Consider the following 12,259-nt stretch of genomic DNA (forward strand, 5'->3'; position numbering starts at 1 on the left):
GGGAAATCTTACGCTGCGACCAGGCTGTCGATCGCCGCTTTTGCATCGGTCTGCGCTTTGGTCGCCACTTCCGGACCGTAGGCAATGCCTTCTGCGAACACGAAGTTCACGTCGGTCAGGCCGATGAAGCCCAGGAACACGCTCAGGTACGGGGTGACCAGATCGGTTGGGGTATCTTTGTGGATACCGCCGCGGCTGGTCAGCACGATAGCGCGCTTGCCCTTCACCAGGCCTTCCGGACCGTTTTCGGTGTAGCGGAAGGTAACGCCGGCGCGAGCCACCAGGTCAAAGTAGTTCTTCAGCTGGGTGGAGATGTTGAAGTTGTACATTGGCGCGTTGATCACGATAACGTCGTGCGCCTGCAGCTCGGCGATCAGCTCGTCGGAGAGCGCCAGCGCTTCCTGCTGACGCGGGCTCAGCGGCGCATCGCTTGGGCGCAGCGCGCCAACCAGCTCGCCATCCAGCACAGGAATCGGGTTTGCCGCCAGGTCACGCACGGTGATTTCGTCAGCAGGATGCTGTTCGCGCCACTGTTCGATGAAATAGTCAGACAGCTGACCAGACTGAGAGTACCCTGCCAGAATGCTGGATTTCAGAACTAATACTTTGCTCATGGGTGATTCCTGTATTTATTTGATTGAAGGGGGTTGCCCCGTTGCTTGTTGACACTTTATTCACAATCCTGCCACAGGGATAGCGCAATATATCGAAGCCTATGTTCGAAATTTTTGAATAAGGCGTGAAAAGCGCGGGTGTGGTACTCTATAGCAATCATTAGAAAGAGATTTTATCCGGCAGTGCACTGCCCGTTAACGCTATGACAGAACAACTAAAACTCACCTTCCCGATGCTGATGCAGCGGCTTGATACCCTGATGCTGCGCGACAAACAGCGGTTTGCCCGTCGCCTGCACGGCGTGAAGAAGGTTAAAAATCCTGATGCACAACAGGCCATTTACCAGGAGATGGCGAAAGAGATTGACCAGGCGGCAGGGAAAGTTGTGCTGCGCGAAGCCGCGCGCCCGGCGATTACCTATCCGGAAAACCTGCCCGTCAGCCAGAAAAAACAGGACATTCTCAACGCCGTGCGCGATCACCAGGTGGTGATTGTCGCGGGGGAAACCGGGTCCGGTAAAACCACCCAGCTGCCAAAAATCTGCATGGAGCTGGGCCGCGGGGTGAAAGGGCTGATCGGCCACACCCAGCCGCGTCGTCTGGCGGCGCGCACCGTGGCGAACCGCATTGCCGAAGAGCTGCAAACGGAGCCGGGCGGCTGCATCGGCTACAAGGTGCGCTTCAGCGACCACGTGAGCGACAACACCATGGTTAAGCTGATGACCGACGGCATCCTGCTGGCGGAAATTCAGCAGGACCGGCTGCTGATGCAGTACGACACCATCATTATTGATGAAGCGCACGAGCGCAGCCTGAACATCGATTTCCTGCTCGGCTACCTGAAGGAGCTGCTGCCGCGCCGTCCGGACCTGAAAATCATCATCACTTCCGCGACCATCGACCCGGAGCGCTTCTCGAAGCATTTCAGCAACGCGCCGATCATTGAAGTCTCTGGCCGCACCTATCCGGTGGAAGTGCGCTATCGCCCGATTGTCGAAGAGGCGGACGACACCGAGCGCGACCAGCTGCAGGCCATCTTCGACGCCGTTGACGAGCTCGGTAGGGAGAGCGCGGGCGACATTCTGATCTTCATGAGCGGCGAGCGTGAAATTCGCGATACCGCCGACGCGCTGAGCAAGCGCGACCTGCGCCACACCGAGATCCTGCCGCTGTACGCGCGCCTGTCGAACAGCGAGCAGAACCGCGTGTTCCAGCCGCACGGCGGACGCCGCATCGTGCTCGCCACCAACGTGGCGGAAACCTCCCTGACCGTGCCGGGCATCAAGTACGTGATCGACCCGGGCACGGCGCGCATCAGCCGCTACAGCTACCGCACCAAGGTGCAGCGCCTGCCGATTGAGCCGGTGTCGCAGGCCTCCGCCAACCAGCGTAAGGGCCGCTGCGGCCGCGTGTCGGAAGGGATCTGCATTCGCCTCTATTCTGAGGACGATTTCCTGTCGCGCCCGGAGTTTACCGATCCGGAAATTCTGCGCACCAACCTCGCGTCCGTCATTCTGCAGATGACCGCGCTGGGGCTGGGCGACATCGCCGCGTTTCCGTTCGTGGAGGCGCCGGACAAGCGCAACATTCAGGACGGCGTGCGCCTGCTGGAAGAGCTCGGCGCGATTACCACAGACGAGCAGGCGACCGCCTACAAGCTCACGCCGCTGGGCCGCCAGCTGAGCCAGCTGCCGGTCGATCCGCGCCTGGCGCGCATGGTGCTCGAAGCGCAGAAGCACGGCTGCGTGCGCGAGGCGATGATCATCACCTCGGCGCTCTCCATTCAGGATCCGCGCGAGCGGCCGATGGACAAGCAGCAGGCGTCAGACGAGAAGCACCGCCGCTTCCACGATAAAGAGTCCGACTTCCTCGCCTTTGTCAACCTGTGGAACTACCTCGGCGAGCAGCAGAAGGCGCTGTCATCGAACCAGTTCCGCCGCCAGTGCCGGGTGGATTTCCTCAACTACCTGCGCGTGCGCGAGTGGCAGGATATCTACACCCAGCTGCGCCAGGTGGTGAAAGAGCTGGGCATTCCGGTGAACAGCGAGCCGGCGGAGTACCGCGAAATTCATATCGCGCTGCTGACCGGGCTGCTGTCGCACATCGGCATGAAGGACGCCGACAAGCAGGAGTTTACTGGCGCGCGCAACGCCCGCTTCTCCATCTTCCCGGGTTCTGGCCTGTTCAAGAAGCCGCCGAAGTGGACGATGGTGGCCGAGCTGGTGGAAACCAGCCGCCTGTGGGGGCGCATTGCGGCGCGCATCGATCCGGAATGGGTTGAGCCCGTTGCCCAGCACCTGCTGAAGCGTTCGTACAGCGAGCCGCACTGGGAGCGGGCGCAGGGCGCGGTGATGGCGACCGAGAAGGTCACCGTCTATGGCCTGCCGGTGGTGGCCGCGCGCAAGGTCAACTACAGCCAGATCGATCCGGCACTCAGCCGGGAGCTGTTCATCCGCCACGCGCTGGTGGAGGGCGACTGGCAGACGCGCCACGCCTTCTTCCGCGAAAACCTCAAGCTGCGTGCGGAGGTTGAAGAGCTGGAGCACAAAACGCGCCGCCGCGACATCCTCGTGGACGACGAGACGCTGTTTGAGTTTTACGACCAGCGCATCAGCCACGACGTGGTCTCCGCGCGCCACTTTGACAGCTGGTGGAAGAAGGTCGCGAAAGAGACGCCGGACCTGCTCAACTTCGAGAAGAGCATGCTGATTAAGGAAGGCGCGGAGTCGGTAAGCAAGCTCGACTACCCGAACTTCTGGCATCAGGGCAACCTCAAGCTGCGCGTGACCTACCAGTTTGAGCCGGGCGCGGACGCGGACGGCGTGACCGTCCACATTCCGCTGCCGCTGCTCAACCAGGTGGAGGAGAGCGGGTTTGAGTGGCAAATCCCCGGTCTGCGCCGCGAGCTGGTGATTGCGCTGATCAAATCGCTGCCGAAGCCGGTGCGCCGTAACTTTGTGCCCGCGCCAAACTACGCCGAGGCGTTTTTAGGCCGCGCGACGCCGCTTGAAATGCCGCTGCTGGACGCGCTGGAGCGCGAGTTCCGCCGCATGACCGGCACCACCATCGACCGCGAGGACTGGAACTGGGATCAGTTGCCCGATCACCTTAAAATCACCTTCCGCGTGGTGGACGATAAAAACAAAAAGCTGCTGGAGGGCCGTTCGCTCACCGGGCTGAAGGACGCGCTGAAGGGCAAGGTGCAGGAGACGCTTTCTGCGGTGGCGGACGACGGCATCGAGCAGAGCGGGCTGCACATCTGGAGCTTTGGTCAGCTTCCGGAAAGCTACGAGCAGAAGCGCGGTAATTATAAGGTCAAGGCCTGGCCCGCGCTGGTGGACGAGCGCGACAGCGTGGCGATTAAGCTGTTCGATAATCCGCAGGAGCAGCAGCAGATGATGTGGCGCGGGCTACGCCGCCTGCTGCTGCTGAATATCCCGTCGCCGATCAAATATCTGCACGAGAAGCTGCCGAACAAGGCCAAGCTGGGGCTGTACTTTAACCCGTACGGCAAGGTGCTGGATCTGATCGACGACTGCATCTCCTGCGGCGTGGACAAGCTGATTGACGAGGCGGGCGGTCCGGTCTGGACCGAAGAGGCGTTTGCGAAGCTGCACGAGAAGGTGCGCGCCGAGCTGAACGACACGGTGGTGGAGATTGCCAAACAGGTCGAACAGATCCTGACGGCGGTCTTCAACATCAACAAGCGGCTGAAGGGGCGCGTGGACATGACCATGGCGCTCGGCCTGTCGGACGTGAAGGCGCAGATGGCGGGGCTGGTGTACCGCGGTTTTGTCACCGGCAACGGCTTCAAGCGCCTGGGCGATACGCTGCGCTACCTGCACGGAATTGAAAAACGGCTGGAAAAAATGGCCATCGATCCGCACCGCGATCGCGCGCAGATGCTGAAGGTTGAAAGCGTGCAGCAGGCGTGGCAGCAGTGGCTCAACAAGCTGCCGCCCGCCCGCCGCGACGACGAAGACGTGCAGGCGATCCGCTGGATGATCGAGGAGCTGCGCGTCAGCTTCTTCGCGCAGCAGCTCGGGACGCCGTATCCGATTTCGGATAAGCGTATTTTGCAGGCGATGGAGCAGATCTCCGGCTAAAAACAGTGCCCGGTGGCGCTGCGCTTACCGGGCCTACGGGATAATATGTAGGCCGGGTAAGGCGTAGCCGCCACCCGGCATGTTCTCAGGCACTCACCCAACCGCCACCCAGCGCTTTATACAAATCGATCTGCGCCAGCAGAAGGTTATTTTTCACCTGCACCACGCTGGTTTGTACCGAATAGAGCGTGCGCTGCGCGTCCAGCACGTCAAGATAGGACGAGTAGCCGTTGCGATAGCGGTTTTGCGCGATGCGCAATGTCTCCTGGGCGACATCCTGCTGCGCCAGCAGCTCGGTCAGCTGTTCCTGATAGCGCGTAATGGCGTCGAGGCTGTTGTTCACTTCCGCGAAGGCGTTACGCACCGTTTTTTCATAGCTATAAAGCGCCTGATTGCGCTGGGACTGCGAAATATCTACCTGCGCGTTCAGCGCCTGGCGGTTCAGCAGCGGCGCGAGGATGCTGCCGCCGATGCTCCACAGCTGCAGCGGATTATCCAGCAAGCCCGAAAGGGTGCGATCCTGCACCGATCCAGTGGCGGTCAGGTTGATCGACGGCAGCAGGCTGGCGCGGGAGGCCGCGAGCGTCGCGTCTGCCGCAACCAGCTGGCGTTCCGCCTGGGCAATATCCGGGCGGCGGTTGAGCAGGGTGGACGGCAGCTGCGAGGGAATGGCGAGCGGGGTTAGGGCGTCGAAATCGTTAGCGCGCGCAACGTCTCCCGGATTACTGCCCAGCAGCAGGCCGAGCGCGTTTTCCTGCTGCGCAATCTGATGCTGAATCACCGGCACCTGCGCCCGCGTGGCGCGCAGCTCGGAGTCGGACTGCATCAGCTCCAGCCGCGAGCTGTAGCCGGTGTCAAACTGACGTTTGGCCAGGTTGAACGCCTCTTCGCGGGATTTCAGCGTGGACTCGGTTACGCGCAGCTGCTCATCCAGCGAGAGCAGGGTGACGTACCCGGACGCCACCGACGATGCGACGGTCAAATCCGCCGCGGCGGCCGCGGCCTTTTGCGCCTCAAGCGAGGCCTCGGCGGCGCTGGCGGTGCTGCGGTTAACGCCCCAGATATCCACGTCGTAGCTGGCGGTCAGGCTGCCTTTATACAGCGAGCCATAGACCGGCAGCCCGGTCGCGGCAGACTGCGAGCGGGCGCGGGTGCCGGTCACGCCCGCATCCAGCGACGGAAACAGGCTGCCGTCGGCGGCATAGACCCGCGCCTGATATTCGTTAACGCGCTCGCGGGCAATCAGCACGTCGCTGTTGTTATTGAGCGCCTGCTCCACGTAGCGGTTGAGGTGATTATCGTGGAAGTTACGCCACCAGAGCCGCTCAGCCGGGCTGGTCGGGCCCGACGCGGCGCGCCACTGCGCGGGGATCTGCAGCGACGGCTGGGCCGGCTCAACGTCGACCGACTGGCAGCCGGCGAGCCATATCGCCACCAGCGCGGCGGCCATCGGGCGCAGGATCATGGCTTCGCCTCCCGCGTATCAATCGTCACCTGTACAGACATCCCCGGGCGCAGCAGCGCCGCGTCTTCCGGCTTGCCGAGCACCTCAATGCGCACCGGAATGCGCTGGGCGATTTTGACGAAGTTCCCGGTGGCGTTATCCGGCGTGATGGCGCTGAACTCGACGCCGGTGGCCGGGGAGATATTCTCTACGCGGCCCTCGTAGGCTTTGTCATTCAGCGCATCGACGGTGAATTTCACCGGCTGCCCGACGCGCAGATCCGCCAGCTGCGTCTCTTTAATATTGGCGATAACCCAGTGCTGCGGCGGCACCAGGGTGGTGAGGTGGGTGCCTGCGGTAACGTAAGCGCCGAGGCGAACGGCAATTTGCCCCAGCTGGCCGTCGCGCGGGGCGACGATGCGGGTGTTTTGCAGGTCGATTTGCGCCAGCTCCAGCGCCGCTTTGGCGTTTTCAACGTCCGCCTCAAGCGCGCCGCGGTTGACGATGACCGTCTGCCGATCCTGGCGCGACATCTCCAGCGTGGCGCTGGCCTGGTCGATATCGGCGTTACCCTGCGCGGCGCTGGCCAGCGCCGCATCGCGCTCGCGTATAGAGAGCGAGCCGTCGGCGGTAAGCTCTTTCACGCGCTTCAGGTCGGCCTGGGTTTTCAGGTTCTGGGCGCGGGCGTTTTTCAGCGCCGCCTCGTTTTTGGCTATCACCGCGTCGGCGCTTTTGCGCTGCTGCAGGTTGTTGTTCAGCGCGGCAATTTTCATCGCCAGCTGCGCCTCGGCCTGATGCACGCGCTGGCGGTAAATGCGGTCGTCAATTTGCAGCAGCAGGTCGCCTTTTTTGACCTGGGCGAAATCCTGAACGTGCACCTCGGTGATGTAGCCGTTGACCTGCGGGCTGATAAAGGTCGTCTGGCCGCGGACGTAGGCGTTATCCGTGAACTGCGCGTGGCGGGTGAACGGCGGCAGTTGCCACGCGTAAAGGATCACCAGCACCCCGACGATCCCAATCGCGGCGGCGGTGAATACGGACACGACGCGCACGTTTTTGCGGGTATTGGCCTGCTCTTTAGCGGCATCCTGCTGACTCATAACTTCTCCTGAAAAATAGTCATTACTTATTGCCGGTGGCGTTCTTAAGGGCCATGCGGGCGGTGATGCGCAGGCGCAGCAAGCGCCACAAAATCCAGACCAGCGTGGCGGTGGCAATGCTCGCCGTCAGCAGGTAAGTATCGTTGTAAGCCAGAATATTTGCCTCAAGGGAGGTAACCGTCTGGAGCTGGGTAATGGCCTGCGTCCCCAGCAGGGCGCTGTCGCCAATCAGGCTTTTGTAGAGCTGGGTATAAAGCTGGATGCGTTCGTTCACCAGCGGGTTAAGGGTGGTGAGCTGATCCGCCAGCAGGCTGGAGTGGTACTTCTCGCGCCAGGTCTGAAAGGTACCGAGGATGGCCGAGCCCAGCAGGCCGCCGAGGTTCTGGCTCATGCCGAACATGACGGAAAAGCTGACCAGGTTGCGCGGTTCGGCGATGACGCCGCCGATGGCGGCCAGCATTGCCGGGGCGAGGAAGAAGGCGCTGCCGAAGCCCAGCAGGAACTGGCTGATCATCAGCTGGTCCGGGCGGGTCAGGTTATTGGACTGGCTGTCCAGCAGCGAGGCGACAATCATCAGCGCCAGCGAGGTAATAATCGGCCAGGCCAGCTTCGTCGGCTTGATCGTCAGACAGCTGGTGACGATGCCGCAGACAATGCCCGAGAAAATAGACCACGCCAGGTGGGTCATCTGCTCATTCTGTAAGCCCACGTACTGCAGCCAGCCGATGACGCCGGTGTTCTGTTCCGCCAGCACGATGCGGATCAGCAGCATAATCAGCCCAAGGCGCACGATGCTGCCGCTCGACAGCCAGCGGGTATTCAGCAGCGGATTGCTGCGGTTGTGCTCAAAGACAATGGCGGAGACGAGCAGCACCAGCGAGAGCGCCAGCGCCCAGCCGATCCACGGCGCTTCAAACCACCAGTCGATACGGCCGAGCGAGAGCACGGCGCAGAGCAGCGCCATGCCCGGCGCGAGCAGGAAGAAGGTGACGAAATCTTTTTTCTCAAAGACCTTGCGCCGATCGCCCGGCGGCAGCTTCAGCACCATCACGCAGGCCAGCGAAATAAGCGCCAGCCCCAGTTCGAAGAAGTACAGCCCGCGCCACTCGTCGAGCTGCAGCAGCTCGGTAGAGAACAGGCGGGCGAGCGGGATCGCCAGCGATGATCCGGTGATGCCGATCGTCAGCGCCTTAAGCCGGTGCTTTGCGGGCCAGGCCTGGATTTGATAATAGATGCCGAGCGAGCTGAGCGCGGCGGCGACCATCCCGTGCGCTGCCCGCACCATCAGCGCCGAGCTGAGGTCGTTCACAAACAGGTGGAAAAAGGTGACCAGCACGTACAGCACCAGAAAGCCCTCGGTGAACGCGCGCAGACCGTACTGCTGGCGAAATTTTACCAGCAGCAGGTTGATGGAGACGTTGGTCATGACGTAGACGGCGGGCAGCCAGGCGATTTCCGTTGACCAGGCGCCGAAGGTGCCCTGCAGGTTTTGCAGATTGGCGGTCACCACCGCGTTGCCCAGCGCGCCCGTCAGGCACACCAGCAGGCCGACCACGCCGTACGCGATCCGTTTCGAGGTGGGGTGTTCCGGCGTGGAGGGGGAACCCAGCAGGGCGGGTTTCTCATGTGGCTGCCACTCGCGAGGAGCATAAGGGTCGCGTTGGGGCAGGCGCATAGCGTGGTTTACCTTTGGAAAGTTGAACGATGAGCGGGCTAATGATTCTAAAGCTGACGTAAATGATAATTCAAGTGAATACGATTATCGCAAGTTAATCAAATTTTGTTAACAAGACGAAAAAAACTGTCGGCGATTTTTCAGCATTATGGCATAGCCTGACGAGATGAAAGGCGGATAATCGTAGCTCTCGATGTGTAAGGAGGTAACGATGACAATGACACTTTTTCCCTGTTTGCCCGACAGAACGCTCAATGCCGTGAATACCGTCGGAAAGTGGCTGGCGCAGGACGATAGCCAGGCACATCCTTCTGGCGATCTGGTGATTCTGGCGGGCAATGCGGTGATCCCCACGATTGAGGCTGCCTGCAAACTGGCGGCTGAGCAGGACGTGCCGCTGATCGTCAGCGGAGGAATTGGGCATTCAACCACCTTTCTGTACGCAGCGATTGCCAAACATCCTCGCTATAACAGGCTGCCCACGACCGGGCGCGCCGAAGCGGCGATCCTGGCGGACATCGCGCGCGAGTTCTGGGCTATTCCCGCTGAACATATCGCGATCGAGGACCAGTCGACCAACTGCGGCGAGAACGCCCGCTTCAGCTGGGCGCTAATGAAGCAGCGCGGGCTTACCGGCGCGCGGGTGGTGGTGGTGCAGGATCCGACCATGCAGCGACGCACGATGGCGACCTTAGCACGGGTATGCCGGGGCGAGCCGGTTTCCCCCGCGTGGGTGAGTTATCCCGGCCTGACGCCGGTGCTAAAAAACGGCGAGGATGGCCTGACGTTTGCGGAGGCGGGTGAGGGGCTGTGGCCGGTAGAGCGCTATTTGTCGCTGGTGCTGGGGGAGCTTCCGCGCCTGCGGGACGACATTAACGGCTACGGTCCGGCGGGGCGTGACTTTATTGTCCACGTGGATGTGCCGGCCGAGGTGGAGGCCGCGTGGCAAATTTTGCGTGATGACGCCATTCTAACCGACGCGCTGGTCAGTCGTTCTTTGCTGTGATGTAACGCAAAAAATAACGGGCCATTGCTGGCCCGCTATCAACAGGTAAAACTAATCAGATATCGCTATTACAGGTAAACCAGCGTCATGGTTGCCTGTCCGTCCAGCTGGGTATCATCAGTGATTGCCAGCGTGGTGGTGTCACGAATAACCAGGTTGGTGTTAACGTTAAAGGTAGCGGTAGTTACAGCCAGTGGATCGGTAGTACCTTTCGTGGCGAAAGCATTGCGGGAGAATGCATCGCTACGAGGGATATAACCGGCCATCCAACGATCGGCAGTCCAGTCGCTGTTCTGACCGATCGAATTCACTGCAACGCCGTCTACGGTTGAATCAGAGAGCCACAGGCCGTAGTTACCGATTTTAACGTTGCCAGCAGTCATGCCTACACCGTAGGTGTAGATCTTTTGGGTCATACCTTTGTTGGCATCAACATCAACCGGAAGCTGTGCGTTGCTGTCGGCGCGATCGTCCATAATGGAGAAAGCGACTTTAGTTGGCGCAGTACAGGTGATGGTGATTGGCAACTGTTTTGTACCCAGCGCGTTGTTGGCATCAGACTTCAGGCCACCAAGAGCGATACGACCGTAGTCGATCACGCCGCCGTTACTCATATCTGCTGAGCACGCTGCGTTAGTCAGTGTACCTTTGATCTTGAGAACAGCGGTTTCACCTGCAAAAGCAGACGTGGTGCACAATGCGATAACTGTAGCGAGAATTACCTTTTTCATCCTTGATCCTTACTAAATATTAAATGCTATAAAATGCTTCCAAATATATTCCCGGAGCAGGTTAATCTTAACCACCTATTCCGTTCGACAGCTATAATATCGAAAATCTCATTTATGAAAATTTATAAAAATTTAATCTACATTTAAGTAAAATTTAACTTTTATTCGGCGTTACGATTAGCTTGATTCTTATCATAATAATTAATGCCTTGCCGCGTAGAAAATGGGGGCTAAAATTTTTCTGTTTGTTGGTTAAAATTCTTAACTTTCAATTGGTTATAGCTTTTTTGGTTTACCCCCTTGGTTGCCGCCTTGTTGGCGGCGTACGGACGAAACTTTCATGCGCGCGATAAAATCCAACTCACTTTTTTCTTTTGAACTTTAACTTGCCATGCTTAATCTCACTCGCGTGATGTCTGGGCAGGAAGAAATAAAGATTCGTACAGTGCATTTCGGAATAAAAATATTCTAATTAAGCATGGATGTTTCTTAAATAACATTATTTATCAAAGTTATGTAGCATAAAAAATAGTCGAATTTGCTGATCGACATTATCCATGCGTTTGTTTTGTTCTCATCAGGCCGTTGGGTCAGGCATTTCAGCGGTGTTGAAAGGCGTCGATTACGCCTTATGGGTTTTGCGTTGACCCAGTCTGTTCAAAAAAAGCAAAACGAATCTGAGCAGGATGGGATGACGGGCGCGAAGAGAGGTTCAGCCAGCGCACAGGGCATTTTGGCAGGCAAAAAAATAGCGGGCCATCGCTGACCCGCTATCAACAGGTAAAACTAATCAGATATCGCTATTACAGGTAAACCAGAGTCATGGTTGCCTGTCCGTCCAGCTGGGTATCATCAGTGATTGCCAGCGTGGCGGTGTCACGAATAACAACGTTAGAAATGAAGTTAAAGGTAGCATTGGTAATGGCCAAAGGATCGGTATTACCCGTCGCACCGAACGCGATCGTGTTGAATGCATCGCTACGAGGGAAACCACCTTTTGACCAGCGACCTTCAGCCCAGTCGTTATTATGACCGATAGGATCGGCAGCAACGCCGTCCGCCATGACATCAGTCATCCACAGACTGTAGTTACCGATCTTCACGCCGCCAGTCGTCTTGCCAATACCGTAAGTGAAGTACTTAGCAGTCTGGTTAGGGTTTTTATCGATATCTACCGGCAGCTGTGCGTTGCTGTCAGCGCGGTCGTCTATAATCGTAAAACCTACTTTTGTAGGTGCAGTACAGGTGATGGTCACCGGCATTTGCTTCTGACCCAGCACGTTGTTGGCAGCAGTGTTCAGGCCGCCAAGAGCGATACGACCGTAGTCGATCACGCCGCCGTTAGTCATGTCTGCAGAGCACGCCGCGTTAGTCAGTGTACCTTTGATCTTGAGAACAGCGGTTTCACCGGCAAAAGCAGACGTGGTGCATAATGCGATAACAGTAGCGAGAATTACCTTTTTCATCCTTGATCCTTAATAAATATTAAATGCTGTAAATTATTTCAAAATATATTTTCGGAGAAGGTTAATCTTAATCACCTATTCCGTTCGATAGATATAATATCGAGTGCTGTATATATA

Annotated in this window: 8 protein-coding genes; 2 read left to right on the forward strand and 6 right to left on the reverse strand. The window is 58.6% G+C overall.

Features of this window, described 5'->3' with window-relative positions; all coding sequences use genetic code 11:
• Positions 1–8: 8 nt before the first annotated feature.
• Positions 9–614, reverse strand: a complete 606-nt coding sequence (azoR, locus tag AB8804_RS21740; RefSeq protein ID WP_371190014.1) for an FMN-dependent NADH-azoreductase — start codon at positions 612–614, stop codon at positions 9–11.
• Between the two features lie 203 nt (positions 615–817).
• On the opposite strand from azoR, the gene hrpA reads away from it, so the two are divergent.
• Complete coding sequence (gene hrpA, locus AB8804_RS21745) at positions 818–4,720, forward strand: ATP-dependent RNA helicase HrpA (protein ID WP_371190015.1); 3,903 nt, start codon at positions 818–820, stop codon at positions 4,718–4,720.
• Between the two features lie 85 nt (positions 4,721–4,805).
• Here the strand turns inward: hrpA and AB8804_RS21750 are convergent, their stop codons facing one another.
• From AB8804_RS21750 to AB8804_RS21760, 3 genes are read right to left on the reverse strand one after another with little or no spacing between them, the layout of a single operon-like run.
• Entirely contained in the window at positions 4,806–6,185 is a 1,380-nt protein-coding gene (locus tag AB8804_RS21750; protein ID WP_371190016.1) for an efflux transporter outer membrane subunit, read from the reverse strand.
• Complete coding sequence (locus tag AB8804_RS21755) at positions 6,182–7,264, reverse strand: HlyD family secretion protein (protein WP_371190017.1); 1,083 nt, start codon at positions 7,262–7,264, stop codon at positions 6,182–6,184. The genes AB8804_RS21750 and AB8804_RS21755 overlap by 4 nt, the downstream gene beginning before the upstream one ends.
• 22 nt (positions 7,265–7,286) lie before the next feature.
• Complete coding sequence (locus AB8804_RS21760; protein ID WP_371190018.1) at positions 7,287–8,939, reverse strand: MFS transporter; 1,653 nt, start codon at positions 8,937–8,939, stop codon at positions 7,287–7,289.
• A gap of 211 nt (positions 8,940–9,150) precedes the next feature.
• On the opposite strand from AB8804_RS21760, the gene AB8804_RS21765 reads away from it, so the two are divergent.
• Positions 9,151–9,945: a YdcF family protein gene (locus tag AB8804_RS21765; RefSeq protein WP_371190019.1), complete on the forward strand. Its 795-nt coding sequence runs from the start codon at positions 9,151–9,153 to the stop codon at positions 9,943–9,945.
• 68 nt (positions 9,946–10,013) lie between these two features.
• Here the strand turns inward: AB8804_RS21765 and AB8804_RS21770 are convergent, their stop codons facing one another.
• The gene (locus AB8804_RS21770; RefSeq protein ID WP_371190020.1) at positions 10,014–10,676 is read right to left on the reverse strand and encodes a DUF1120 domain-containing protein; all 663 of its coding nucleotides are present in this window, start codon (positions 10,674–10,676) and stop codon (positions 10,014–10,016) included.
• An 803-nt stretch (positions 10,677–11,479) separates the two neighbouring features.
• A complete protein-coding gene (locus AB8804_RS21775; RefSeq protein WP_371190021.1) occupies positions 11,480–12,142 on the reverse strand; it encodes a DUF1120 domain-containing protein in 663 nt (220 codons plus the stop codon).
• Between the last annotated feature and the right edge of the window lie 117 nt (positions 12,143–12,259).

Source organism: Enterobacter sp. KBR-315C3_2022, from assembly GCF_041399425.1.
GTDB lineage: Bacteria > Pseudomonadota > Gammaproteobacteria > Enterobacterales > Enterobacteriaceae > Enterobacter.

What these genes read in the sequence shown, in the direction of transcription:
- azoR (WP_371190014.1), bottom strand. Translation starts at nt 614, where the DNA reads ATGAGCAAAGTATTAGTTCTGAAATCCAGCATTCTGGCAGGGTACTCT.
- hrpA (WP_371190015.1), top strand. Translation starts at nt 818, where the DNA reads ATGACAGAACAACTAAAACTCACCTTCCCGATGCTGATGCAGCGGCTT.
- AB8804_RS21750 (WP_371190016.1), bottom strand. Translation starts at nt 6,185, where the DNA reads ATGATCCTGCGCCCGATGGCCGCCGCGCTGGTGGCGATATGGCTCGCC.
- AB8804_RS21755 (WP_371190017.1), bottom strand. Translation starts at nt 7,264, where the DNA reads ATGAGTCAGCAGGATGCCGCTAAAGAGCAGGCCAATACCCGCAAAAAC.
- AB8804_RS21760 (WP_371190018.1), bottom strand. Translation starts at nt 8,939, where the DNA reads ATGCGCCTGCCCCAACGCGACCCTTATGCTCCTCGCGAGTGGCAGCCA.
- AB8804_RS21765 (WP_371190019.1), top strand. Translation starts at nt 9,151, where the DNA reads ATGACAATGACACTTTTTCCCTGTTTGCCCGACAGAACGCTCAATGCC.
- AB8804_RS21770 (WP_371190020.1), bottom strand. Translation starts at nt 10,676, where the DNA reads ATGAAAAAGGTAATTCTCGCTACAGTTATCGCATTGTGCACCACGTCT.
- AB8804_RS21775 (WP_371190021.1), bottom strand. Translation starts at nt 12,142, where the DNA reads ATGAAAAAGGTAATTCTCGCTACTGTTATCGCATTATGCACCACGTCT.